Origin of the sequence: Vibrio taketomensis, from assembly GCF_009938165.1 — a bacterium.
GTDB classification, from domain to species: Bacteria; Pseudomonadota; Gammaproteobacteria; order Enterobacterales; family Vibrionaceae; genus Vibrio; species Vibrio taketomensis.
The window spans coordinates 1,683,381-1,706,613 of sequence record NZ_AP019649.1; the positions used below are offsets into that span (position 1 = coordinate 1,683,381).

Genomic DNA, 23,233 nt, shown 5'->3' on the forward strand with positions numbered 1-23,233 from the left:
TGTTAATATCGGCATTTTTCACAAATAAATACTAAGCATAATGCTCATCACCCAATGAGAACGATGAAACAGCACGTTGCAAACTCATCGACTCAAGTATTAATCATAGTGAGAAAATATTATGCCCTTAGCATTATTAGCTCTAACGCTGAGCGCCTTTGCCATCGGTACGACCGAATTTGTAATCGTGGGACTTATTCCCACCATGGCAAGCGATCTCAATGTATCGCTTCCTTCTGCAGGCTTACTCGTGAGCTTGTACGCTTTAGGTGTTGCCATCGGTGCGCCGGTACTGACGGCATTAACGGGAAAATGGAACCGTAAACATGTGTTATTAGCCATCATGTCGCTGTTTGTAGTAGGTAACTTATTAGCTTGGCAAGCGCCGGGATACAACACTTTAATCCTTGCCCGCATTTTGACTGGTCTTGCGCATGGTGTGTTCTTTTCCATTGGTTCTACCATTGCTACTGGCTTAGTTGCCAGAGAAAAAGCCGCCAGCGCCATCGCGATCATGTTTACAGGCTTGACCGTTGCGTTGGTGACCGGAGTACCACTCGGTACATACATCGGCCAAACTTTTGGTTGGCAGGCAACGTTTCTAATCGTTGCGCTATTGGGATTAATTGCGCTGATTGGCAGTGCATTATTAGTACCAAGCAACCTTAAACAGCCACCAGCAGCAAAACTGTCTTCACAACTTAAAGTGCTGGTGCAACCAAGACTGTTACTCGTTTACGCGATCACTGCACTTGGTTACGGTGGTACATTCACGGCATTCACTTTCCTTGCGCCTATTTTGCAGCAAGAAACGGGATTTGATGCCAGTGCAATTGGCCTTATCATGCTGGTGTACGGTGTTTCCGTTGCGATTGGCAATATCTGGGGCGGTAAAATGGCCGATAAACTTGGCCCAATCAAAGCACTAACGATTATCTTTACAGGCCTTGCGACGATTCTTATCGTATTTAATTTTGCTGCCGTTAACCCATACACTGCGGTAGCCACCATTCTGGTTTGGGGCGCATTTGCATTTGGTAACGTACCGGGCCTACAAGTGTACGTGGTGAAATTGGCAGAAAAATATACGCCTGACGCGGTCGACGTGGCTTCTGGTCTTAACATCGCAGCCTTTAACGTTGGTATTGCTCTTGGTTCGTGGGGCGGCGGTATGATTGTTGCCAAAGCAGGACTCATGCATACCCCATGGGTGGGTGCAGTAATCGTGATTATTGCTCTACTGCTCACTCGTTTTAGCGGCCAGCTAGATAAGCGTCAACGCAATCAAGAGGTCGATAACGTTAAACCATTAACATTGAATTAGAGACCTATCTCATTGCTTAGTTGAAAACTGAGTCAACATAAGCGGTGTCGATAAAAAATAGCCAATAAAAAAGCTTCCTTCGGGAAGCTTTTTTATCATTTAACAGCTGCAGACTATGCCACTTGGTAGCCGATAGGAATCTCAGCCAGTTGCGTGCCTTTGTTTTCTGGGTAGATCAGGTACTCACCGTGGTATTTAACGTTAGACTTATAGTCAGTCACTTTGTGTACCATAAAACCCGCTTTGGTGGCGGCTTCAACAAATTGAGCGTGGTTACCACGAACAAACCAACTCATCGGTTTCACAAGCAGTTCGCCATCGAAGCATTTCTCACATTGCTCTGAGCAAAGCGCCAATGAGTTTTGACCATCGGTAAAAATTTGTACTTTACCAACACCAACCAACGGCTCAGAAGTTGAGACTTCCCAACCGGCTTGCTCCATTGCATCTAAGAACGCTTCAATATCACTGTCTTTGATCACTTTGGTTGCTTGCTCTGCCGGAAAAAAATCCGCATAGAACGCTGAGATTCGCTCAAAGGTAAACATCAGGTTGGAGTCATTACCTTTTGTACGACCTGCTTTTTGCCAAGCCGTTAAGTTATCAACCACACAACGATGAAAACGTTGGCCTTTCAACGCTTTCGTCACCCAGCGAATCATGAAGTTGTTGTTCGCTACTGGTGCGTTAACTAACTTCTTTGCTTGATGCTCAGCGTGAATTTCTTCTAACGCCGCGTTTACCAACTTTTGAATTTCAACTGTATATTCAGCCATTAAGCCTTTCTTCCGTATAACCAATAAAATGCGGCAGACAAAACTGAGCATGCCGTCATTACTAAAATCATCGGCCACGCTACACCATTTGGCAATGCTGCGACAATGGCGCCGATAATAGAACCAATACCAAAGCGTAGCGTACCCGCCAGCGATGATGCTGTACCCGCCATGGTTGGATAGCCACTTAATAGTAGCGCCATAGCATTACTACCAATCGTAGACAGTGTGCCGATGTACATCACGACAAATAGCACAATGCCCCATAAACCAAAATCAAAGAACCAAGCAATAAACAGACCGATACCAGCAGCAAGTTGCACCCACAAACCAAAGCGCAACATAGCGTGTGAGCCCACCTTTTTCACCAAGCGACCATTGATACTGGTCATGATGATCATCGCAATAATGTTGAGGCCAAATAAGAAACCGAAGTGGTCTGGTCTTACGCCGTAAATATCAATGTAAACAAACGAACCTGCGGTCAAAAACGCAAACATACCAGAAAACGAAAATGCACCTGACAACACTAAACCCATGCCTACAGGGTTACGACACAGGCGTACATAGTTGCGCAGTGTGGTACCTAAACGCAGTGGTTGGCGTTTATCATTTGATAGGGTTTCTGGAATTTTCCACACCACCAGCAAAATTACGATGGCAGCAAAAATTGCCAGTACCCAGAAAATCGAACGCCAACCAAACCATAACGCTAGGTAGCCCCAATCATCGGTGCAATCAGCGGCGCAATAGTGATCACCAAGGTGACAAACGACATTGCACGGGCAAAATCTTCACGGTCAAACATGTCGCGCACGACCGCTTGAATAATCACGGCGGCGGCTGCGCCAGCAAAACCTTGTGCGGTGCGCACCCACGTAAGCGCTTCAATCCCTGTCGTGGTTGCACTCACCACTGAGGCAATACCAAAAAATAGAACGCCAAGGAGCAATACCGGTCGTCGACCGAAACTGTCGGCTAACGGGCCATGAATTAGCTGACCTAAAGCAAAGCCTGCGGTATAAGCGGTTAAAGTAATTTGAACTTCACCTGCACCAACCCCAAGATCACGGGCAATGGTTGGCATTGCAGGTAAATACATATCTATAGCAAGCGGTGTTAACGCACCAATCGCACCCAATACGAGAAATAATAGAAAACTGATTTGTGGGCTGCTCTCTTGTGGCGCTTGTGTTTGTTGTGTTGCCGTATTAGACATACGTCTCCTAATGTTTGCTTACACTCACCCTTCCTTGTGGTTTGAAGCAAATGTGAGACAACCCCATCCTAGTGGTTGTAACTGCACGCTCTGGTTACTTTGGTTCCTATTCCCAGAGTCACGGCTAAGCGAACCACCAAACCTTTGGCATTCGCTTAGCTGAATTTAAATCATTTCCAAACAGAATCAATTTCTTCTTGAGTCAGGTAGCGATATTCACCCGGCTCTAGTTGCTCATCAAGCACGATGTTGCCAATACGTTCGCGGTGCAATTGGTCAACCTTGTTGCCTAATGCGGCAAACATGCGTTTAACTTGATGGTACTTACCTTCTGAAATGGTCAGTAACAACTCGTTATTCGATGCATCAACAATTTCCATCTTGGCAGGTAGCGTTAATTCTTTTTCGCCACGCAGCTCAATGCCTTGTTCAATTTTTTCAGCGTAATCATCACCAATCGCATCCGCTAGCCACACTCGGTAAGTCTTTTCACACTTGTGTTTTGGTGATGTGATTCGATGCGACCATTGGCCATCATCAGTGATCAACACCAAACCTGTGGTATCTACATCCAAACGACCAGCAAAATGCAGATCTTGCTGATTCACTTCATCTAACAAAACAAAAGCGGTGTGGTTGAACCCGTCTTCATGGGAACAGACAAAACCGTCTGGTTTAAATAGCATGATGTATCGAGGGCCCTGCAATTGAATCTCACGACCTTGCCATTCAACCACACATTCAGACGTGACTTTATTGGCACCATTTTTCACCACTTCATCATTGACGGTTACTTCGCCGCTTTTGATGATTTTGGTCGCTTCTTTACGAGTTGCACCAAGTGCATCGCACAAAAATTTGTCTAAACGGACTTTGCTTGGCTGCGCTTTGTTATTTGAAGGCGTTTTCTTCGCTTGCATGGATACCTCTACTTAGTTTGCTGCGCTATTATAATGTGCCTAAAACAAATAGTTGAGCTATTTCACATAAATTATGTACACCTTGCGCCCTTATCAAGCCGACTCTGTACGAGCGGTCATTCACTACTTTCGAAAACACAGCTCTCCAGCGGTGATCGTACTCCCCACCGGCGCAGGTAAAAGCTTAGTTATTGCAGAATTAGCCCGCTTGGCGAAAGGCCGAGTGCTGGTACTTGCGCACGTAAAAGAACTGGTTGAGCAAAACCATGCCAAATATGAAGGCTATGGTCTTTCTGGTGCCATTTTTTCCGCAGGTCTTGGTCGTAAAGAAACCAACCAGCAAGTGGTGTTTGCCTCAGTGCAGTCTGTAGTGCGTAACCTTGATGCCTTCAAAGACCAGTTTTCACTATTGGTTATTGATGAATGCCACCGAGTACCAGAGGATGAAAACTCCAGCTACCAAAAAGTGATCAGCCATTTACGTGAGCTCAATCCGGGGATTAAAGTACTTGGCTTAACAGCAACGCCTTATCGCTTGGGGATTGGCTGGATCTATCAGTACCACACTCGTGGTCAAGTGCGCAGCGAAGAGCCGCGCTATTTCCGTGATTGTATTTTTGAACTGCCAATTCGCTATTTACTCGATGAAGGCTTTCTAACCCCTGCAACGATGATGGATGCACCAGTGTTGAGCTATGACTTTTCGCAGTTGAAGCCTACTAACACAGGACGTTATAAAGAAGCTGAATTAGACATGGTGATTGATCAAGCCAAACGAGCAACGCCACAAATCGTACAGCAAATTATTCAGATGGCGGAACACAAACAAGGCGTTATGATCTTCGCTGCTACGGTACGTCATGCTCAAGAAATATATGGCTTGCTGCCTGAAGGTCAAGCAGCCATCGTGATTGGTGATACGCCAACGCCAGAGCGTGATGCGATCATCAACCAGTTTAAAGACAAACAGATTAAATTTTTGGTCAACGTATCAGTATTAACCACCGGCTTTGATGCGCCCCACGTTGATCTTATTGCCATTTTACGCCCAACAGAATCAATCAGCTTGTATCAACAAATTGTTGGGCGTGGTTTGCGTCTATCTCCCGGGAAAACCGAGTGTTTAGTATTGGATTACGCAGGTAACAGCTACGATCTATACCAACCAGAAGTGGGCAATCCTAAACCTGATTCGGACAGTGAAATCATCACCATTCCCTGCCCTGCCTGCGGATTTAACAACAACTTTTGGGGCAAACTCGATAGCAACGGTTTTCTACTCGAGCACTTTGGTCGCCGCTGCCAAGGCTATTTTGAAGATGAAGAAACGGGCGAACGAGAACACTGCGGTTATCGCTTTAGAGCCAAATATTGCGGTGAATGTGGGGCTGACAATGATATTGCTGCGCGTATTTGTCATGAATGCGATGCCACGTTGGTCGACCCCGACAAAAAGCTCAAAGAGGCTTTAAATCTTAAAGATGCGTTAGTATTTGAGTGCCTTGAAATGGATCTTACTACGGTCAAAGATGACAAAGGTAAAAACCAGTTAAAAGTCACTTATCGGGGCGACAACCAAGCTGCCGTGCACGAGTTTTGGCCATTAAACACACCAAAACAGAAAGAGCGATTCTTGGCGCAGTTTGTACGACCACATCTTGCCGATAAGCACCGTCCTTTCACGGAATCCTCTCCGAGTAAAGTGGTGGCTAATCAACATCGGTTCCGCCCACCGCAATTCGTGATTGCTCGTAAGGTTGGGCGCTTTTGGAAAATGCGTGATCGTATTTTTGAAGATGAACTCAAAGGCTAGCGCATGCAAACCGAGCTCAAAAGTTAACGTCAATTCACTTTGCGTTCATGTAGCAAACGATATACTGGCGATAGTTTGGTTATGCTTCGCCACGTTATCGACGAATCCTTGGCGAAAAATAGGGTTAATCTATGTTAAAGAAATCGTTACTGAGCCTATGCTTGCTCCTTGCGAGCGGGCTAATGGTTATACCAAGTTACGCCAAAGATCACGATAATGGTCACGCCTTAGTACGTGACGTCGAAAAGCCTGGCACCAAGGTTGAGTTTGAAGAGGACCAAGATGAGGTCTACCGCGCGGTACAAAAAGGTTATGTACAACCTTTTTCCGAAATGTACAAAGCCGTTGAACGTGATCTCCACGGGCGCATCATCAAAGTAGAACTCGAAGAAGATGACGATGTCTGGGTTTATGAGCTAAAAATTAACTATAACAACAACATCATTAAAGTAGAGTACAACGCTCAAACTTTGGAAATGATGGAAATTCGTGGGCGTAACATTCGCCAAGCCTTAAAAGGAATAGCAGAATAATATGAAGATTTTGGTTGTAGAAGACGAGCCACGCCTTGGTGAGCAAATTATCGAGGCTTTAGAGCAAACCGGTTGGGTGCCAGAACTGTCGCAAGATGGTATTGATGCACTCTATCGTGCCACCTCTGAAGAATGGGATATGATCGTGCTCGATCTTGGTCTACCGAAACTTGACGGTTTAACCGTACTAAAAGGGATTCGCGACGAGAACATTAACACCCCTGTGGTGATTTTGAGTGCGCGCGATACCTTAACACAACGTGTTGAGGGCCTAAACGCCGGTGCCGATGACTATCTAACCAAACCCTTTGAGATGGTCGAACTGATTGCTCGTATTCGCGCTCAACTGCGCCGTGCTTCAGGTAACGCTTCTCCAGTAATGAGAGTCGGTAATTTAAGCCTCGACACTCGTACCTCAAAAGTGATGTGGCAAGGTCATGCAATTAGCCTGACCGCATTAGAATACAAAGTTGTCGCTTACTTTATGCATAATGCAGATAAGGTCATTTCACGCACAGAATTGGTTGAGCACATTTACAAGCAAGATTTTGACCGTGACTCAAACACCATTGAGGTATTCATCGGTCGTATTCGCAAAAAAATTGCTCCTGATGTGATCAAAACCGTGCGCGGCCTAGGGTATCAATTGAATGCCGAGTAAGAAGCCCTCTCTTATCAAGCAATTAAGTCTTAAAAGCCGCCTCGTATTGGCGGCTATTGTGTGGTTAACAGCGATGATCATCGCAGCTGGGGTTATGGTTCCGAGCCAGGTCTATAATTACATGGTCGCCGATACGAAGTCTCAGTTATCCATCTACATGGATGAAATCACAGCCAATCTTGAAGTCGACAGCAAAGGTAAACTGACCCTCTCGACTCGTTTGTCTGATCCTCGTTTCACTCAACCATATAGCGGTCTATATTGGAAAGCCCAAACCAGTGATGACCAACTGCGTTCTCGTTCTCTTTGGGATCGCACCATTCGCTTTAATAAGGCCAAAACTAAAGCCTTTGGCGCACAAGATGAGCCATTAGTCTTTATTAAAAGCTCTATCTACCTCCCAGAATATAAGCACCCAATATCCATCTTAATTGGTACTGACGAGCAGCCATTAGAAGACACTGTAGCTAACTTGATGGGTGAGCTTTGGGTCATTCTTGCCCTACTCTACTTTGGAATTTTAACGGTTATTTTTGTGCAAATTGCTTGGTCTCTTAGCCCACTAAACAAAATGCACAAAGAACTAAACCAATTGCGAAAAGGTGAGAAAACCAGCCTAGAAGATGACTACCCACGCGATATTGCCCCAGTAGTTTCCGACCTTAATGCGTTGCTATTTCACTATCAAGAACTCTTAGAACGTGCCCGTCATCATGCAGGTAACTTATCCCATGCACTAAAAACGCCGTTGTCGGTGTTAAAAAATGAGATTCAACATCTACCCATAGAAAAACAAGCCCCATTGCAAGAACCACTGCAACAGATTCAAAGTCAGATTGATTATCATCTGGGCCGTGCACGTATGGCAGGTGCGAAAAACATTCTCTCGGTTAAATCATCACCGTCTGAACGAATCGATGCTATTTCGATGGCATTTGATAAAGTGTACGCCGAGCGTGAGATAACGCTTATCAACGAGATTGAATCTGAACTGGAAGTCGCGGTCGAACAAACCGACCTTGATGAAATGATTGGTAACCTACTAGAAAATGGTTACAAATGGGCAAATAGCCTAATCCGAGTCTATGCAATTACTGACAAAGAAAACACTTCAATCATTGTCGAAGATGACGGCCCTGGCATACCTGACGAACAGTTAGGAAATGTGGTGCAGCGAGGAGTAAGGTTGGATGAAACCACGCCTGGAACTGGGCTAGGACTCAATATTGTGAGTGAAATGGCGCACAGTTATCGCGGTAGTATTGAGTTAAGCCGCAGTAATATGGGCGGTTTAAAGGCATGTTTAAGCTTAAAAACGTCACATTAACCTTGGTGATGCGAATGGCATATTGAAAACAATAGAAACTATCTTATTTTTGAGACGGTTAGATATTTCCTTATTAACCCTTCGCAAGGCTGTCGCTGTTCAATTTATAATCTACACTTATACCCAAGTATCCGAGAGGTTGCTTGGGTTTATTTATATTATAACTAAATTTCGCTCTCTTACACTAGTTCGGTGATACATACATCTATGTTCTGTCGATCTAACGTGAGAATTGCCTTTACGACAGTCACAGCTAAACACAAGTATAAATTATGTTTTTCAATCAACAATCAGATCGACTAACCCCTACTCATAAATCCTTTCCCAATCAACGAATCCAATCTCTTTACCGTACATCAGATGAATTACTCAATTTTTCCCAACTCTCTTGGTGGATAATAGATCTTGATGACAATCCCAATGTTTTTTATTGCAATGACACTATGTGTGATACGTTCGATCTCGACAAACAAGCCTTCTCTCATTCTGTCAAAGATGTTTGCCCTATTGCCGGTGATTACAACTCAAACATTGCTTTGAGTAATAGTGGCAAAGCTGAACAAATTTTTGATGAATATCAGCAGTTGAAATCCGGTGAGATCGACGAATATTCAAATAGTTTCCCTTATTTCGACCCAAACACTCGTATTACTCGTTATTTCTCTAGTCGCGCCAAAGCACTAATAAAAAACTCTCAAGGGAACGCTTCATTACTGTTTGGCATTATCGAACCAGAAGCGCTCAGTGAAGAGCTCTACAAAATAGCTAAACGTGACGGGCTAACTAACCTTTATAACCGTCGTGAGTTCGATTCAAAATTGTCTTTTCTCCTCAATCTTGCGGTGCGAGAGGATAAAGAAGTCTCGTTAATTATGTGCGATGTAGACCACTTCAAAGCTTACAACGACGCGTTAGGTCACTGCGCTGGAGATGAATGTTTAATTTCTGTCGCCGAAGTTATTCGAAATACCTGTAAGCGATCATCTGATATGCCATTTCGCTATGGCGGAGAAGAGTTTGCTGTGATTGTCTATGGTGGAAAACAACAAGTGATGTCGCTTGCAGAACGTATTCGTCAGGAAATATTAGCCTGTGAAATCCCCCATCCTGCTGGCTCATTCAGCTATCTTACTATCAGTGTCGGTTGCTGCACGATAAAACCAACCAAAGAAACCGAGAATCAAGATTTGATTGAGTGTGCGGACCAAGCGCTATACCAAGCCAAAGAAAAAGGGAGAAACCGCAGTATCTCCCTCTCAGATGATTGTCGTTAACGGACAAACGCAATTATCAATACCTTAGCCAATTTGCGGTTGTAGCTGAGCTTTCCTCGCTTGGCTCTCTCGGCTAACGAAATAAGCCATCATAAGCAATGACGTCACAGCTAACATCAATGAGACATAAAATGCTGAATGGTAACTATACATCTCTCCAACAATTCCAACCGTAGTGCTGGAAATCAACACGGATACATTCAACAAACTCGTAAATAGTGTGGAGGCAGTACCTAATCTGTCCTTCATCATATCTTGCAAGGCAACCATGCCAATCGTCGCCGTAATTCCGACAAATACGCCATTGAAGACCTGAATCGTGAGCAGTTGCCAAAACTCAGTCACGTTCAACATCGCGATAAAAAACAGACATCCGCAAACAAGTGAAGCTGAAAGCAATCTCATCGTGCCAAATCGAGCGGCTAATTTTCCAGCTTTCAGCATGAATGGAATTTCACACAAGGCAGCCATACCAAACATATAACCGACCCAACTTGCTGCTACTTTCAATTCTTGCGACAAATAAAGAGGCATCGTAATCACATACAAGTTGTTAGCGCTCAGCATAAACACAAGTGCCGCACAAAACAGGACCACCACGCCGCTAATGGGTGCCGGTTTGGCTTTTTCCTGCTTATCTTTGGCTTTTATCACGCTGTTAGGAAGATACAAATAACCTAACAATACGGAGAGCAATGTTGCGCCACCAGCTGTCAAAAATGAAACACTAAAACCAAATGAACCTTTAACGATAAAGGCGATTGGCGGACCAATCACCCAAGCGATAGCAATGCCCGCTCTCATCACAGATAAGAAGGTTGTACTGTCAGCAATATGCTTATCCGCATATTCGCGCCCAAGCGCAAACAATTGCCCCATGGCAGCGCCGCTTAACGCGCCAAAAACCATTGAAGAGGCGACAGCCAAATAGTAATCACGAATGACGCTAAAGCTAACAACGGTAATGAAATAACACGTCAAAGAACCCAATAAAATCGTTTTACGATTCCAGCCATTATCAGACTTAGCCGCAATAGTTTGTGAAACTATGACCGATGAAATGATCGAAAGGACCATAAACACGCTCAACATCATTGGACTCGCACCCAACTCTTCAATAATGAACAAACTTGAAAGCGGATAAAAAAACGAGCTACTAATCCCGTTGACGAAAGTCATTATCAGGAAAATCCGCGCCTCTTTCGTTTTGAACATACTATTCCTCTAAGCTAAATCTGATTCTTTTTAAACTGTGGTAAGTCACTCTGAGACTGCCGATCAAGTTTTGCGAGAACTCATTGGCAACACGCTTAGTGTAGTAATAATCCGTGGAGATTTATTAATGACTATCCATCAACTAATGATACTTTTCATTCATTTGGTCATAATATTTTGACTGAATAAAACACAATCAATATGCTAGCAGAGGAATAGAAAGAACTTTGTACTCGGCGACTGACGGAGCAATTGAAATGAAACCAACCATTGAAAATGTGTCTAATGAATATGATTTCAACTGGCAGGTGAAAGTGTTTCATTGCCGAGAAAAAAAGGTCGAGTTCACCTGCTCATGGCATTACCACTCGGAATATGAATTGGTTTTATACCGCGATCCAAACCAAGCCTTTCATGGGCGTTATTTTGCAGGCGACAGCATTGGTGATATTCAAAATAATACCATGCTTCTTTATGGACCAGGTTTGCCTCATCTTATCAGCGGCACGATTGATAGTTCCGAGGAACAGAGCCTGATTTCTGTTATCTTGTGGTTTAAACATCAATGGGTAGAGTCATTGATAAATACGATGCCTGAATTGAAAAACCTACGTCGCTTACTTAGCCGAGCGTCTTATGGGCTCAAATTCAGCCCCGAAACCGGCGACACCATTTATCAGTTATTGGCAGACAATCATTTGCGTGACAAACACCACCAAATAGTTAACGTATTACAAGCATTATGTGCCTTAGCCGATGATAACGGTTCCCAGAAATTATCTACCAATGCCTATGGTCTGCACGATATGGATATGGATGACGAATCAACCCGCCGTGTTGAACAAGCCAGACACTTCATCGAGCGCAACTATGCCAAGCCGATCAAACTGAACGATCTTTGCTTATCTCTGCACATTAGCGAAAGTTCTGCTTACCGCTTATTTGAGCGCCATTTTCTTGAGACTTTTTCTGAGCATTTAAAGCGATTCCGCATTGGTAAAGCGTGTGAAATGTTACTGAATTCTGAACTATCGATAGCGGTAGTTGCGGAGCAGACAGGCTTCAACAATCTTTCCAACTTTAATCGTCAGTTTAAAAGTGTCAAAGGCGCGACCCCCTCGCAGTTTCGTGCTCGATATCTGTAGCCAGCAAGATTAACGAATCACCAACACTTGCCCATCACTGTAATAGTCATGATTATTGTCTAGTACAATCGGCGATTGCATCGCTAGTAATTCAACTTGATAGCTGGATGACTCTTGTTGAACTTGGCTGGCAAATCTGTCACGTTCGGAATCGACATTCGGATCCACACGATGTAATACGGTCACGATGCCACTGTAAGGGGTCAGTGTTAAACCGTCGTCATAACTGATCGCCCCAAGCCATATGGCTTGCTGGCTCTCACTATCCAAGCCCGCTTGCCACCATCGAATATGACTACGTTTCATCAAATCACCGGGCAATTGAAATGCCATTTGCTGGGGTTGATTATTCCAAAACAAATCGGATACCGGTGGTGTTTTCTGTTTGAGTAACAGCAAATAGTCCTTGAGATCGATCTCATGACGAGAGAAGGTTTGGTTTTCAATCCAACCTAGTGCTTCCATGAGATTACGCGGGTTATCACCGATGTAGAGAACATTCATTGCCTGAGCATCAAACACATTCGACACACCGGGATAAACTTTATAGTTCAATTGTTGCGCCTCATTCAGGCTCAAATGAGGCAAATGATCGTCTTCTGGTGGCAAAAAATCGTCAGAATAATAGAAGAAGTGATTATAGTTCGCCCACCCCATCGCCAGCATAAATACCGCCAGGCTTTTAGTTGCCAATAAACGCCACCCTCGCTTACGCCCAACGTAATAAAAGCCGATTGTCATAACCAAAGCGATAACGCTTAACTTATGCTCTGATAAGATCACACTAACCTGATTAAGCCAAGCGATGTTTTCAACGCCATAACCAAGAGCGTAACCCCAACAAACAAACTGGCCTGCACCCAACACCAATCCGATGGCACTGAAAAGCGTAAATCGTGACCATGTAATTTTATGGCTACCTGCCATAAATGGTACAACCCAAGCAATAGGGCCAAGTAAACGCGCAAAGATCAGTACATAATTGCCTTTCTTATGCATCAACAATCGGCAACGCGCGATAATTCGGCGTGTTTTTGGCTTCCAAGACACTAACTTCTTTTGCGTAGGCCTCCCAAAATAGCGGCCAATCCAATAACTCATTTGATCGCCAAGAAAACCACCAAGCAATACCGCGACGACGCCAAGCCACATGCCTTGCTGCAATTGATAACCGGCAGCGAGTAAAAACGGTTCTCCAGGAACAAATAAATTCGGCCCGATCAGGGCATCCAGCAATGCCCCGAAAAATAAGCTCATTCCGTCAAACATGTTCAATCCTTACGTGTCTATCGTTGCTCGTAATGACCGAACTTGTACTCCATTTCGTTGTTGCGCATTTCACCAAAAAATAAGCGGCGCAGGTTCGCTTTAAAATAAGTCAGCCCCATGGTAAACAGGCCATCTTGGTCCAATCGTCGAGGGTCGAAAGCAAACGTCATTGGTAAGAAGCGAAAACGCCATCTTTTACTCGCACGTTTTACGTAATCGCAGTCTTCACACAAGCTGATCTGTTCGTCAAAACCACCAATTTCATTGTGTGCTCGTCGAGTAGAAAAAATGCAGGCACCCACCGCGGTAGGGAATGTATATTGAGTAATAAACAACCCGAGATTAAACAAGCCATAGCCCAATTTGTGCATCAGCGGTAGCTGATTTGCTCCCATATATACACCCGCTATTTCTAATTGTTTCTGCTCAAGTTGCGTTAATGCATTGGTGAGAAATGTCGGTTCAAGACGCACATCCGCATCCAGAAACAAAATGCGCTCGTACTGAGCCATGGATGCGCCGGTGTTACGACCAAGACTAACGCCACGCTTGTCCATTTTATGTATAGTCAGCTTTGGCAGTGATGCTTGATATGCGCTTGCCACTTGGCGTGTCTGATCCTCACTATTTGAGTCAACCAAAATCACTTCAAATTCTTGATGCGTTTGTTTAGAAAGGTCTTCAAGCAAACGGCCAATGCGCTTTTCTTCATTTAAGGTAATCACTACAATACTTACTGGTTCCATTTTATTCTCCCATCTCTTCTCAGCGAATATGGAACTAGCTTAATCATCACTAACTTAACTTATGGTGAGCTTTTTATTCACTTAGCGTTAATCTTCAGGCTATTAGCTAAGAAGCAGACGATAGCACCTAGTTTCTGCTCGGTAAGTGAAAAAGGGGCTGGAATGCTTATAAACCCAGCATACGAAAGGGAAAAGTATTGCTCTCAGCCACATACGGTGGTAGTATCCGCGCTCGCTGTTAGAGTAACTACCAATTACTCATCAGCGTTTAGCACGATATGAGGTCGCATCATATCGTGGATTCAATACTTATTTTACGAGAGTAATACTATGAAATTTGAAGCAGTAGTACGTACTGAACTAGGTAAAGGTGCGAGCCGCCGCCTACGTCACGCTGGTAAATTCCCTGCTATCGTTTACGGTGGTTCTGAAGCTCCAGTATCAATCGTTCTTAACCACAACGACATCGTTAACCAAATGGACAAGCCTGAGTTCTACGAAGGTATCGTTCTAGTTATCGACGGTGCTGAAGTGAAAGTTAAGCCACAAGACGTTCAACGTCACGCTTACAAGCCAAAAGTTGAGCACATGGACTTCATCCGTATCTAATTCCTCTACCTAGGAATTAAACGGATATAATCCAAACCTTTTGCATAAAGATTATCGGATTTACCACCCGAGACATCTAAAAATTCGAAACCCCAGAGATTTACCACCTCTGGGGTTTCACCGTTCAAACCATAAACACTTCAAATCTTTGCCCGGCTAATTATCAATCCATTCTTACGGAACTAAGCACCCTGCGTGAATTGGATATACGTTTACACCACAGCCTGACTACGCAGACGAGCAAAATAGTCAGGATATCGATTACGAATATAACGCTGCTGCTCCACCATATCTTTAAAACTAGGGCCGACACTTAACTGCAAAATTACTTCGTTGCGATCAAAACGGAGAATACGCCCTTTAACGTCCACCTTACTGTCGAGACCTAAACTCAAGGTGCCAGTCAAGGTTAAACCTCTATATAAGCTTGTCGTATTATTCATCACAATACGAATGCCTTTTTCGGATATTTCGCTTACGTGGAACAACTCATCATCGATACGCACGATCGGCATTGCACGACGAGGATACCTCAATCGGTAATACTGACGTTTTTGTACCATATCATCCATGTTGGAAGTTCCTTTTGTTCTTTATTCTCATTTGGCTTCATTATAACTATCGGCTCTAGAAAACCAATCTTTAGCATAGGATTCGCGATATACATCGGTGAAATCGACGCCACATAAACATTAACCTATCGCCATAAAATTATTCTTCTGTCGGCGCAAAAATCAATTGCTGTACTTTATACGGTATATATCTAGAATTGCCAGCTACTCTACTCTCAAAATTACAATCTATATAAAATGAATAACACTCGCTTTGGCAATGCCATGGCCGCATTATCGTTTGCTGTTTGGGGGCTTTTGCCGCTTTACTATCAATTCTTACCGAACGCAGCAATGGATGAGCTTTTGGCTTTTCGACTTATCGCATCTGTACCTTTTGCAGCATTGATGGTCATTTTTCTTCAGCATAAATCGATAAATCTGCGCGAAATATTGGCCGACAAACGATCTTTCTGTATGGCGTTTATCGCCAGTAGCTTAATGTGCGTATCGTGGACAGCTTTTACTTGGGCAATGACTAACGACCGAGTGATTGATGCGAGCCTGGGTTTCTTTATCAGCCCACTAACGATGGCGGCTTTAGGTGTATTCTTGTTGGGTGAACACCTAAGCATGGGGAAAAAAATTGCATTAACACTGGCTGGTACAGGGTTGCTCTATCAAGTAATACAATATGGTGAAATACCCTATATCGCTTTGACGATGGCGGTTTTCTTTACTCTATATGGCTATTTCAAAAAGAAAATTAACTATGACTGGGCAACATGTCTGTTTGTCGAAGTGTTGGTTCTAACGCCTTTTGCTATCGCTTATCTGATATACAAGCAATATACCGTAGGAGCCGTATCCTTTGATTCCGGTTGGCAAACTACCTTGCTTTATATTGGTTCAGCACCCGTCACTCTACTCCCACTGATTTTTTATTCCATGGCCATTCGTATGACTACCATGTCTAATGTGGCATTAACTCAGTACATTGAACCGAGTATCCAATTCCTACTCGCCGTGTTCGTATTTGGTGAGATGTTTGATGAAGTGAAACTGATTAGTTTCAGTCTGATCTGGGCAGGCTTACTATTCACCATCATTGAAACTCTCGGCAAACGCCGCCCATTGGCTAAGCCATAGTGACATTGAAATATTAAAGCCAAGGTTCTAAACCTTGGCTTTTTTATCATGAAATACGGGATGCTTTTATGCAAAGCACCATAGACTCATCAATGTTCTCTTCCCGAAGGGTTAGAAGCAAACTCTACTTGTTGATAAATATCTGAGAGTTTCTTTGGTTTTTTATCACTCACGCGTTTTTTTGATGCAGACATTGTTTTGCTCGATTGATTCGTCAACGCTTGTTGGTGAGCTTTAGCCGATTGAATAAACTCTGGGTTCGCCATTGCTTGTTGGCGTGCACGATTTACGCGTTCTAATGTTTCCCACAACATACTCCACCTCCTGAATAATAACTACTGTTTATAAATACAGGATAAGTTATGGAGGTGGAATGTCAAGAAATACTGTATATAAAATCAGTATCAATCCTGTATTTACTATTAATTGCTGACAAATCCACCACCCATTCAACACTATTCAACGTGTCATAATTCAATCAATGTAACGGACGTTCTGTTACATCAAATAAATCATATTAATTTTAACTAGTTATGGATGAAACACGGAGCGATGTCTCAACATTTAAACATGGTTGTGAATTAGATCGAATATCGATTTTATTAAAGTCCCCAAATCGTCCATACATGATAATGTTTTAATCTACTCGAATTGTTCGAAGCCTGTGTATCGGGGGGTAAAGTGCCAAAGGTGCTACATGATTGATGTGCAAAGCCCAGCCTACAAATTTATCAGTACGGTTAAATTTGTTCGGGCAGTCTATATAGTTGCGGTTGCAATCATCACCGCTACCTTAATACTTGCGCATGAGTTGGTAGGTTGGTCTTATATTCTTTTTCCGATTGGCATGCTTATCGCCCTACTAACTAAAGACCCGAAACGAAGGGTGCTATTCGCACTGCTTTCATTTGCTCATATCCTGATTGGTGGCTTGATAGAGCCTCTCAACATCAATGCCATTGAGCATGCCTTTTTACTATTGCCTCTCTGTTACTTAGTCCTGTTTCCTAGCTCAATATGGCCAATTGTTATCGCACTACTCTTAGTGGCTCACTATGTGTTGAATGCACCCCAAGGCGAAATGATGGAAATGATCGATGATTCAGTAAAACTGATGTTGATTACTTTCTTCGCCACTGTCATGACCTACTACAAACAGAAACTTGATGCTCAAATCATCACCTACCGTAATGACAGCTTGAGCGATTTTCTCACTCAGTTACCAAACCGCCGCGCGTTTTATCAGTACGTTGATACCAATATTGACACTGAAATCAGCAACAAAGACTTTGTTCTGTTAAAAATCAATATTGATAACTTCAAAGATGTAAATGACTCTTTTGGTCCTCAGCAAGCTGACGTATTACTTAAATACATTGCAACTCGTCTAAGGCAGACCGTTGTCAATAAAGCTGAGTTGTTCCGTATGGAAGGGGACGAATTTGTCATCATCATCGAGGAAAAAGCGGATCTTGAGCAACAAGTCAGCGGGATTGTACGCGAACTTTCTCGCCCAGAACGCTTCCATTTCGAGCTCGAACGAGGCTTTTATCAAGTTACGTTTTCTATTGGCGTTTCCTCATTGCAAAAAGCGACCAATAATAAAGACATCTGGCTAAGAAACGTCGATGTGGCGACTCAAAAAGCCAAAACTACGGGTAAAAATAAAGTCCGTTGGTATGACGAATCGTTGCTGGATGAAACCATTAGAGCTCATCAAATTGAAGCCGAATTGGAACAAGCGATACGTCTTAATCAGTTCACCCTCGCCTATCAACCAAAGGTCTCGGTGAGAGAGCAAGCAGTGAAAGGAGCCGAGGCACTTATTCGCTGGGAGCATCCGCATCTGGGGACGATTAGCCCATTTGAATTCATCACCATAGCGGAACAAACCAAACAGATCATTATGATAGGGCGTTGGGTTATCCGCACCGCTTGTAACCAAGCTAAGATTTGGCATGATGCTGGAACGCCCATCCAGATTTCAGTTAACGTGTCCCCTGTTCAATTCGCTCACGATGATCTGTTTAGCTACATTCGCCACGTTTTAAGAAGAACAGAATTACCGCCTCACCTACTTCAAGTAGAGATTACAGAAACGACATTAATGAAAGATACCGAGCGTGTGACTACCATCTGTCGACGCCTGCAAAATGAAGGGGTAACGATCGCAGTCGATGATTTTGGCATTGCTTATTCATCGCTTAACTACCTAAAACATCTACCGATTGATGTATTAAAAATCGATAAATCTTTTGTCGATGATTGTGTCAAAGAGCACCATGACCACATGCTAGTAAGGACCATTGTCCAATTGGGTCACAACATGGGCAAATGGGTTATTGCAGAAGGCGTCGAGTACGAAAGTCAGCGCCAATTGCTCGATGACGAAGGTTGCGATGATTACCAAGGTTATCTGTTCTCTAAACCTATTTATCCTGACGAGTTCACCGAGCGATACATTAATAAAACCATTACTGAGCAAGAATTCACGCAGAAAATGGCCAGTCATCAATATTAACGCTATCTGTTGCAGAGCAACATTCATCCCCTTTCCATTGGCGAATAAAGTCACCGTGCGGATCATAAAACTGGGTTTGTTTGGCCAGATTAAAATGACGTTCTTTATTGCTCGCGCCCACTCCTGCAATGTACTGCCAATTTCCCCAGTTTGACGCGACATCAAAGTCGATAAGCTGAGTTTCAAAATACGCTGCACCATACCGCCAATCGATACCTAATTCATAAATCAAACAACTAGCTGCCAACTGCCTGCCGCGGTTCGACATATACCCGGTCTGATTGAGCTGACGCATACATGCATTAACAATGGGAAAGTGCGTAGTGCCCTGACACCATTGTTTAAATCTCTGAGCATAAAAAGTGGTCAGCGGTTTAAAGTGAGTTATGCCTTCAAACGCAAATAACTGCTTGCCGTATTTAAGTGCATACCATTGGAAATACTCCCGCCAGAGCAATTCAAAATAAATCCAATAGGTGGAATCGTTCGCCCCATTTCGCTCCTCGTATTGACGCAGCATATCGACTAACTGCCTAGGAGAAATGCAACCTTTCGCGAGCCAAGGTGAAAACTTGGTCGACGCCTCAAATCCATCTAACTGATTACGAGTTTGTTTGTAATGACTGGGAAAACTGGTCGAGAAATAACACATGCAATGTGCCATCGCAAACGCTTCTCCACCAATAAATGTATCGCGCGTACTGACCATCGACGATGGTATTGAACTCGATGGGTGTCTCAGCCAAGGTGATGGTGGTAATGACAAAACGCTAGGACATGGCGGAGAAATCGGAGTTGTCTCTACTAAACGGCGAAATTTGCTGAATGACGTTGGCAAGCTCTCAACCTCAAACGGGAGTTCATTTTCTGCAAACAAGGTACGTAGGGGAGCCTGATGAACCTGAAGTTGCGAAAAATTTGATTGAAGTTGCTTTACCACCCTTCTTTCATCAAACCCGACAAATTGTTCGCAATAAAGCGCAGATACGCCAAATCGCTCGATCAATTGGCTCAAAACACCTAAAGGCTGCTCTTCAACAATCACCAATGATTGACCGAGTTCGGCTAAAGAGTCATTTAAGCCTGACAAACATTGGTTCTCAAAATGAACTCGAGCAGCTCCGTAATTTGACTGCTGCGAGAAGTGCTGAAGATAACGACTGATTGGTGGCCGGCAGCATAAACAGATTAGCTTATCGACGTCTTGGGCGGCTCTCGCCAACAACGCATTGTCAGTGACACGCAAATCGTTAGAAAACCAATAGATCCCAATAATTTCACTGCTCATACGCTTTCTCTATGTACCGAACCTAGTTTCTGGTACGAGGCAGATCATCGTTAGTTCAACCATAAAACGAAAAAGGGAGCCTAAGCTCCCTAAATTCATTACCGATTTCAATAATCGTTAATTGTGTCCGTTATTGTAAATATGCGTTAAACATCCACATCAATTTTTCTTGCTCGCGAATGTAATCACTCATTAATGCAGCTGTACCTTCATCTTCTGCTGCCGCCGCCATTTCTGAAATCGAACGTTCTTTTTTAATCAGCATACTGAAACCGTTGACTAAGCCCTGAACACAAGCTTGACCTTGAGATACATTGACATCTTCTTTGATTTCACTTTGTTCTAGGTAGCGAGTAAAACTATGGTCTGGCGTATAACCAAGAGTCAAAATACGTTCAGCAAGCTCGTCGATTTTCAATTGCAGATCGGTGTAAATCTCTTCAAATTTCACATGAAGTTCAAAGAATTGCAGACCTTTGATATTCCAGTGGTAACCACGCGTATTCATATACAGCACTTGATAATGTGCCAGCAGTTGGTTTAGTTGTTCTGCCAATTGTTCTGCTTTTTCGCTGTTTAAACCGATTAGAGTTGTTTGATTTGACATGATTCTTCTCCTAACTGAGCACTTATTCGTTGTGCCGTTTCGTTTTGATGGAGCTAGAATACCCACACAATTTAAGTTGGTAAAAACGTTATAAGCTATACAAGTAATCGGTGTTACCTATCAACAATTGCAACATTGTGGCACGTAATAAGCATCAAATTCGATATCACTTTAAGTCTTTATCTGTTTCCATGACAGAATTGCTTAAATCATTCCCCGCTCGACCGCATATTTGGCAAGCTCAGCCGTACTCGACATTTCCAGTTTATGTTTGATGTTCTGGCGATGTGTTTCGACTGTACGATAACTAATATCCAGCATCGCAGCGATTTTTTTACTGCTGTAGCCCTGCGCAACCAATTTAAGCACCGATTCTTCACGCCGACTCAATGGGTTAGGTCTGTTAGCTGTCGAAATCTCCCCCTGAGAAAACAATGTCTGCGTCACCGATTCGCAAAAATACGTTGATCCTTGCTCAACGGTTTTTATCGCTTGAACCATCTTCTCTGCCGAGATTTCTTTGAGCATATAACCCACGGCACCGCACTGCATCACCTTCATAATATATTCGCGATTATCATGCATGGTAAGCATCAATACTTTTACGTGGGGACACTTTTCTTTAATAATGCGTGTGGCATCGATGCCATTCATCAAAGGCATGCTGACGTCCATCAACACTACATCGGGTTGTAGGGATTTAACGACTTCAACGGCTTCCACACCATTACTTGCGGTACCGATGACGTCGAAGTCACGTTCTAAACTTAAGCGTGCGATAAAACCATCAAGAACAACCTGATGATCATCGACGATAACTATCGTAATTGGTTTATCCATAAACTAACTCATCCAATTCTAATAGCACGGTGATCTCTGTGCCGAATCCCGGTTCACTCTCTAACTCAAAATCACCACCTATAAACTCAACACGCTCGCGCATATTGCGCAAACCGATCCCAGTTCGTCGCAAAGTCGCACCTACATCAAAACCTACGCCATCATCGCGAATAATCAACTGCAAGCGTTGACCAAGTTGCTGCAATATCACATTTACTTGCGTTGCTTGTGAGTGTTTCTCAATATTGGTCAAAGATTCCTGCGCAACACGATATAGCGTCGTCGCGATCTCTGAGCGTAGTTTACTTCGATTGGTATCGAATGTTGCTTCAATCGTCAAACCTGAATGCGCACGAAAATCTTGCAGCAGCGTCGTCAACGCCGCTTCTAGTCCTATATCATCGAGCGCACTAGGTCTTAGCTTGTGAGAAATATGCCGCACTTCATTGATCGCCATCGTCAAAGAGTTTTGAGATTGCGTTAAATGCTGTTTTTGTACTTCGTCATCAAGTTTATTGGCTAATAATTCTAAATGGCACTTACTCGACACTAGCAGTTGATTAATGCCATCATGGAGCTCTCGCGCTAAATGCTTCTTCTCATCCTCTTGAAACATAACTGTTTTATGTGCCAATTCTTTGAGACTACGATCAGCAATCCGATGTTCATGCAGATTAACCGCAAGCGTCACCACCACGATGAGTGCAACAGTCACCACCAAAATCACCACCATCGAAAAAAAGGTGGTTTCAATATTTTATTGACCGCACTGTTTAACACGGCGACATCTTCACTGATGTCTTCAATGTAAAGTCCGGTCCCAATCATCCAATCCCATTTATCTAACCAAGCGGCATAACTGAGTTTTGTGACAATGTCACCAGTTGAAGGCTTTTGCCATAAGTACTGATGAAACCCACCACCCTGCCGGGCTTGCTCTAGTAAAGATACAATCAGGAAATCGCCATTCTTGTCTTGAATGTCGATCAAATTTTGCCCTTGTAGCTCAGGCATAATGGGGTGAACGAGATTGGTACCATCTTGGTTATAAACAAAAAAATACCCATCGGTTCCGTAGCGCAATTTTTCGATAATCGCTTTTACTTGCTGCTTAGCAAATTGCTCATCAAGAGCCGGATCATTGTAGACATGGGAATCGCATCAAACGCTAAATCGACACTGTCTTTGAGTGCGGTTTCTTTAGCATCAATCAAACTAGAGCGGATAATCTCAATTTCTTTTTCCCGCAACGTTTGTGCTTGATATACAGAGATCCAGCTAATACTGATGGTCACCAACAACAGTGGTAGCAAACTCAATAAAATCAGTTTGGCTTTGAGCGGCATACCGTAATCCCTAGCTCTTTGTATTTCATCCATAAAAAAAGTGGCTTACTGATGTAAGCCACTTCACTTTAACATTTACATGCGATTAACAAAAATCACA

20 protein-coding genes and 2 pseudogenes are annotated in these 23,233 nt (G+C 43.4%); 10 read left to right on the top strand and 12 right to left on the bottom strand.

Features of this window, described 5'->3' with window-relative positions:
• The first annotated feature begins 121 nt into the window (after positions 1-121).
• Positions 122-1,324 carry an MFS transporter gene (locus Vt282_RS07715; protein ID WP_162063046.1) on the top strand — a complete coding sequence of 401 codons (1,203 nt, stop codon included), beginning with the start codon at positions 122-124 and terminating at the stop codon, positions 1,322-1,324.
• A gap of 113 nt (positions 1,325-1,437) precedes the next feature.
• On the opposite strand, the gene Vt282_RS07720 is transcribed toward Vt282_RS07715, so the two are convergent.
• The 3 genes and pseudogenes from Vt282_RS07720 to rsuA form a co-directional block, all read right to left on the bottom strand.
• Complete coding sequence (locus Vt282_RS07720; protein ID WP_162063047.1) at positions 1,438-2,100, bottom strand: DUF2913 family protein; 663 nt, start codon at positions 2,098-2,100, stop codon at positions 1,438-1,440.
• Positions 2,100-3,319, bottom strand: a pseudogene (locus Vt282_RS07725) (Bcr/CflA family multidrug efflux MFS transporter). Before Vt282_RS07725 ends, Vt282_RS07720 begins: the two are co-directional and overlap by 1 nt.
• 170 nt (positions 3,320-3,489) lie before the next feature.
• The gene (gene rsuA, locus Vt282_RS07730) at positions 3,490-4,239 is read right to left on the bottom strand and encodes a 16S rRNA pseudouridine(516) synthase RsuA (RefSeq protein ID WP_162063048.1); all 750 of its coding nucleotides are present in this window, start codon (positions 4,237-4,239) and stop codon (positions 3,490-3,492) included.
• Between the two features lie 73 nt (positions 4,240-4,312).
• Here rsuA and Vt282_RS07735 point away from each other — a divergent pair, with 73 nt between their 5' ends.
• The 5 genes from Vt282_RS07735 (at position 4,313) to Vt282_RS07755 (ending at position 9,847) form a co-directional block, all read left to right on the top strand.
• The gene (locus Vt282_RS07735) at positions 4,313-6,052 is read left to right on the top strand and encodes a DEAD/DEAH box helicase (RefSeq protein WP_162063049.1); all 1,740 of its coding nucleotides are present in this window, start codon (positions 4,313-4,315) and stop codon (positions 6,050-6,052) included.
• A gap of 131 nt (positions 6,053-6,183) precedes the next feature.
• Positions 6,184-6,585, top strand: coding sequence for a PepSY domain-containing protein (locus Vt282_RS07740; RefSeq protein ID WP_162063050.1), 402 nt, complete (start codon positions 6,184-6,186; stop codon positions 6,583-6,585).
• 1 nt (position 6,586) lies between these two features.
• Complete coding sequence (locus Vt282_RS07745; protein WP_162046220.1) at positions 6,587-7,246, top strand: response regulator transcription factor; 660 nt, start codon at positions 6,587-6,589, stop codon at positions 7,244-7,246.
• Positions 7,236-8,573: an ATP-binding protein gene (locus tag Vt282_RS07750; RefSeq protein WP_162063051.1), complete on the top strand. Its 1,338-nt coding sequence runs from the start codon at positions 7,236-7,238 to the stop codon at positions 8,571-8,573. The genes Vt282_RS07745 and Vt282_RS07750 overlap by 11 nt, the downstream gene beginning before the upstream one ends.
• A 443-nt stretch (positions 8,574-9,016) precedes the next feature.
• Positions 9,017-9,847 (top strand): GGDEF domain-containing protein, encoded by an 831-nt coding sequence (locus tag Vt282_RS07755; RefSeq protein ID WP_197740071.1) that lies wholly within the window; start codon positions 9,017-9,019, stop codon positions 9,845-9,847.
• Positions 9,848-9,871: 24 nt separating this feature from the next.
• Here Vt282_RS07755 and Vt282_RS07760 read toward each other — a convergent pair whose 3' ends face one another.
• Positions 9,872-11,062, bottom strand: coding sequence for a sugar efflux transporter (locus Vt282_RS07760; RefSeq protein ID WP_162063053.1), 1,191 nt, complete (start codon positions 11,060-11,062; stop codon positions 9,872-9,874).
• Between the two features lie 257 nt (positions 11,063-11,319).
• On the opposite strand from Vt282_RS07760, the gene Vt282_RS07765 reads away from it, so the two are divergent.
• Complete coding sequence (locus Vt282_RS07765; protein ID WP_162063054.1) at positions 11,320-12,207, top strand: AraC family transcriptional regulator; 888 nt, start codon at positions 11,320-11,322, stop codon at positions 12,205-12,207.
• 9 nt (positions 12,208-12,216) lie between these two features.
• Here Vt282_RS07765 and Vt282_RS07770 read toward each other — a convergent pair whose 3' ends face one another.
• Both Vt282_RS07770 and Vt282_RS07775 read right to left on the bottom strand, forming a co-directional pair.
• On the bottom strand, positions 12,217-13,476 hold the full coding sequence (locus Vt282_RS07770; protein ID WP_162063055.1) for an LssY C-terminal domain-containing protein: 1,260 nt from the start codon (positions 13,474-13,476) through the stop codon (positions 12,217-12,219).
• Positions 13,477-13,493: 17 nt separating this feature from the next.
• Complete coding sequence (locus Vt282_RS07775) at positions 13,494-14,222, bottom strand: glycosyltransferase family 2 protein (protein WP_162063056.1); 729 nt, start codon at positions 14,220-14,222, stop codon at positions 13,494-13,496.
• A 330-nt stretch (positions 14,223-14,552) separates the two neighbouring features.
• Between Vt282_RS07775 and rplY the strand changes: the two genes are divergently transcribed.
• Positions 14,553-14,831, top strand: coding sequence for a 50S ribosomal protein L25 (gene rplY / locus Vt282_RS07780; protein ID WP_075649105.1), 279 nt, complete (start codon positions 14,553-14,555; stop codon positions 14,829-14,831).
• A 212-nt stretch (positions 14,832-15,043) separates the two neighbouring features.
• On the opposite strand, the gene Vt282_RS07785 is transcribed toward rplY, so the two are convergent.
• Positions 15,044-15,403 (bottom strand): PilZ domain-containing protein, encoded by a 360-nt coding sequence (locus Vt282_RS07785; protein ID WP_162046213.1) that lies wholly within the window; start codon positions 15,401-15,403, stop codon positions 15,044-15,046.
• Positions 15,404-15,640: 237 nt separating this feature from the next.
• Here Vt282_RS07785 and rarD point away from each other — a divergent pair, with 237 nt between their 5' ends.
• Positions 15,641-16,531: an EamA family transporter RarD gene (gene rarD, locus Vt282_RS07790; RefSeq protein WP_162063057.1), complete on the top strand. Its 891-nt coding sequence runs from the start codon at positions 15,641-15,643 to the stop codon at positions 16,529-16,531.
• A gap of 89 nt (positions 16,532-16,620) precedes the next feature.
• Here the strand turns inward: rarD and Vt282_RS07795 are convergent, their stop codons facing one another.
• Entirely contained in the window at positions 16,621-16,845 is a 225-nt protein-coding gene (locus Vt282_RS07795) for a hypothetical protein (protein ID WP_162046211.1), read from the bottom strand.
• A gap of 383 nt (positions 16,846-17,228) precedes the next feature.
• On the opposite strand from Vt282_RS07795, the gene Vt282_RS07800 reads away from it, so the two are divergent.
• The gene (locus tag Vt282_RS07800; protein WP_162063058.1) at positions 17,229-19,052 is read left to right on the top strand and encodes an EAL domain-containing protein; all 1,824 of its coding nucleotides are present in this window, start codon (positions 17,229-17,231) and stop codon (positions 19,050-19,052) included.
• Here the strand turns inward: Vt282_RS07800 and Vt282_RS07805 are convergent.
• The 4 genes and pseudogenes from Vt282_RS07805 to Vt282_RS07820 form a co-directional block, all read right to left on the bottom strand.
• Complete coding sequence (locus Vt282_RS07805; protein WP_162063059.1) at positions 19,021-20,340, bottom strand: DASH family cryptochrome; 1,320 nt, start codon at positions 20,338-20,340, stop codon at positions 19,021-19,023. The two genes, Vt282_RS07800 and Vt282_RS07805, sit on opposite strands and share 32 nt — an antisense overlap.
• 130 nt (positions 20,341-20,470) lie before the next feature.
• Positions 20,471-20,947: a Dps family protein gene (locus Vt282_RS07810; RefSeq protein WP_162063060.1), complete on the bottom strand. Its 477-nt coding sequence runs from the start codon at positions 20,945-20,947 to the stop codon at positions 20,471-20,473.
• 204 nt (positions 20,948-21,151) lie between these two features.
• The gene (locus tag Vt282_RS07815) at positions 21,152-21,787 is read right to left on the bottom strand and encodes a response regulator transcription factor (RefSeq protein WP_162063061.1); all 636 of its coding nucleotides are present in this window, start codon (positions 21,785-21,787) and stop codon (positions 21,152-21,154) included.
• Positions 21,780-23,133 (bottom strand): annotated as a pseudogene (locus tag Vt282_RS07820) (cache domain-containing protein). Before Vt282_RS07820 ends, Vt282_RS07815 begins: the two are co-directional and overlap by 8 nt.
• Positions 23,134-23,233 lie beyond the last annotated feature (100 nt).

Coding starts and splice junctions, on each gene's coding strand:
- Vt282_RS07715 (WP_162063046.1), top strand. CDS start 122: ATGCCCTTAGCATTATTAGCTCTAACGCTGAGCGCCTTTGCCATCGGT.
- Vt282_RS07815 (WP_162063061.1), bottom strand. CDS start 21,787: ATGGATAAACCAATTACGATAGTTATCGTCGATGATCATCAGGTTGTT.
- Vt282_RS07800 (WP_162063058.1), top strand. CDS start 17,229: ATGATTGATGTGCAAAGCCCAGCCTACAAATTTATCAGTACGGTTAAA.
- Vt282_RS07775 (WP_162063056.1), bottom strand. CDS start 14,222: ATGGAACCAGTAAGTATTGTAGTGATTACCTTAAATGAAGAAAAGCGC.
- rsuA (WP_162063048.1), bottom strand. CDS start 4,239: ATGCAAGCGAAGAAAACGCCTTCAAATAACAAAGCGCAGCCAAGCAAA.
- Vt282_RS07745 (WP_162046220.1), top strand. CDS start 6,587: ATGAAGATTTTGGTTGTAGAAGACGAGCCACGCCTTGGTGAGCAAATT.
- Vt282_RS07720 (WP_162063047.1), bottom strand. CDS start 2,100: ATGGCTGAATATACAGTTGAAATTCAAAAGTTGGTAAACGCGGCGTTA.
- Vt282_RS07740 (WP_162063050.1), top strand. CDS start 6,184: ATGTTAAAGAAATCGTTACTGAGCCTATGCTTGCTCCTTGCGAGCGGG.
- Vt282_RS07810 (WP_162063060.1), bottom strand. CDS start 20,947: ATGTCAAATCAAACAACTCTAATCGGTTTAAACAGCGAAAAAGCAGAA.
- rarD (WP_162063057.1), top strand. CDS start 15,641: ATGAATAACACTCGCTTTGGCAATGCCATGGCCGCATTATCGTTTGCT.
- Vt282_RS07805 (WP_162063059.1), bottom strand. CDS start 20,340: ATGAGCAGTGAAATTATTGGGATCTATTGGTTTTCTAACGATTTGCGT.
- Vt282_RS07765 (WP_162063054.1), top strand. CDS start 11,320: ATGAAACCAACCATTGAAAATGTGTCTAATGAATATGATTTCAACTGG.
- Vt282_RS07735 (WP_162063049.1), top strand. CDS start 4,313: ATGTACACCTTGCGCCCTTATCAAGCCGACTCTGTACGAGCGGTCATT.
- Vt282_RS07755 (WP_197740071.1), top strand. CDS start 9,017: ATGTGTGATACGTTCGATCTCGACAAACAAGCCTTCTCTCATTCTGTC.
- rplY (WP_075649105.1), top strand. CDS start 14,553: ATGAAATTTGAAGCAGTAGTACGTACTGAACTAGGTAAAGGTGCGAGC.
- Vt282_RS07760 (WP_162063053.1), bottom strand. CDS start 11,062: ATGTTCAAAACGAAAGAGGCGCGGATTTTCCTGATAATGACTTTCGTC.
- Vt282_RS07750 (WP_162063051.1), top strand. CDS start 7,236: ATGCCGAGTAAGAAGCCCTCTCTTATCAAGCAATTAAGTCTTAAAAGC.
- Vt282_RS07795 (WP_162046211.1), bottom strand. CDS start 16,845: ATGTTGTGGGAAACATTAGAACGCGTAAATCGTGCACGCCAACAAGCA.
- Vt282_RS07770 (WP_162063055.1), bottom strand. CDS start 13,476: ATGTTTGACGGAATGAGCTTATTTTTCGGGGCATTGCTGGATGCCCTG.
- Vt282_RS07785 (WP_162046213.1), bottom strand. CDS start 15,403: ATGGATGATATGGTACAAAAACGTCAGTATTACCGATTGAGGTATCCT.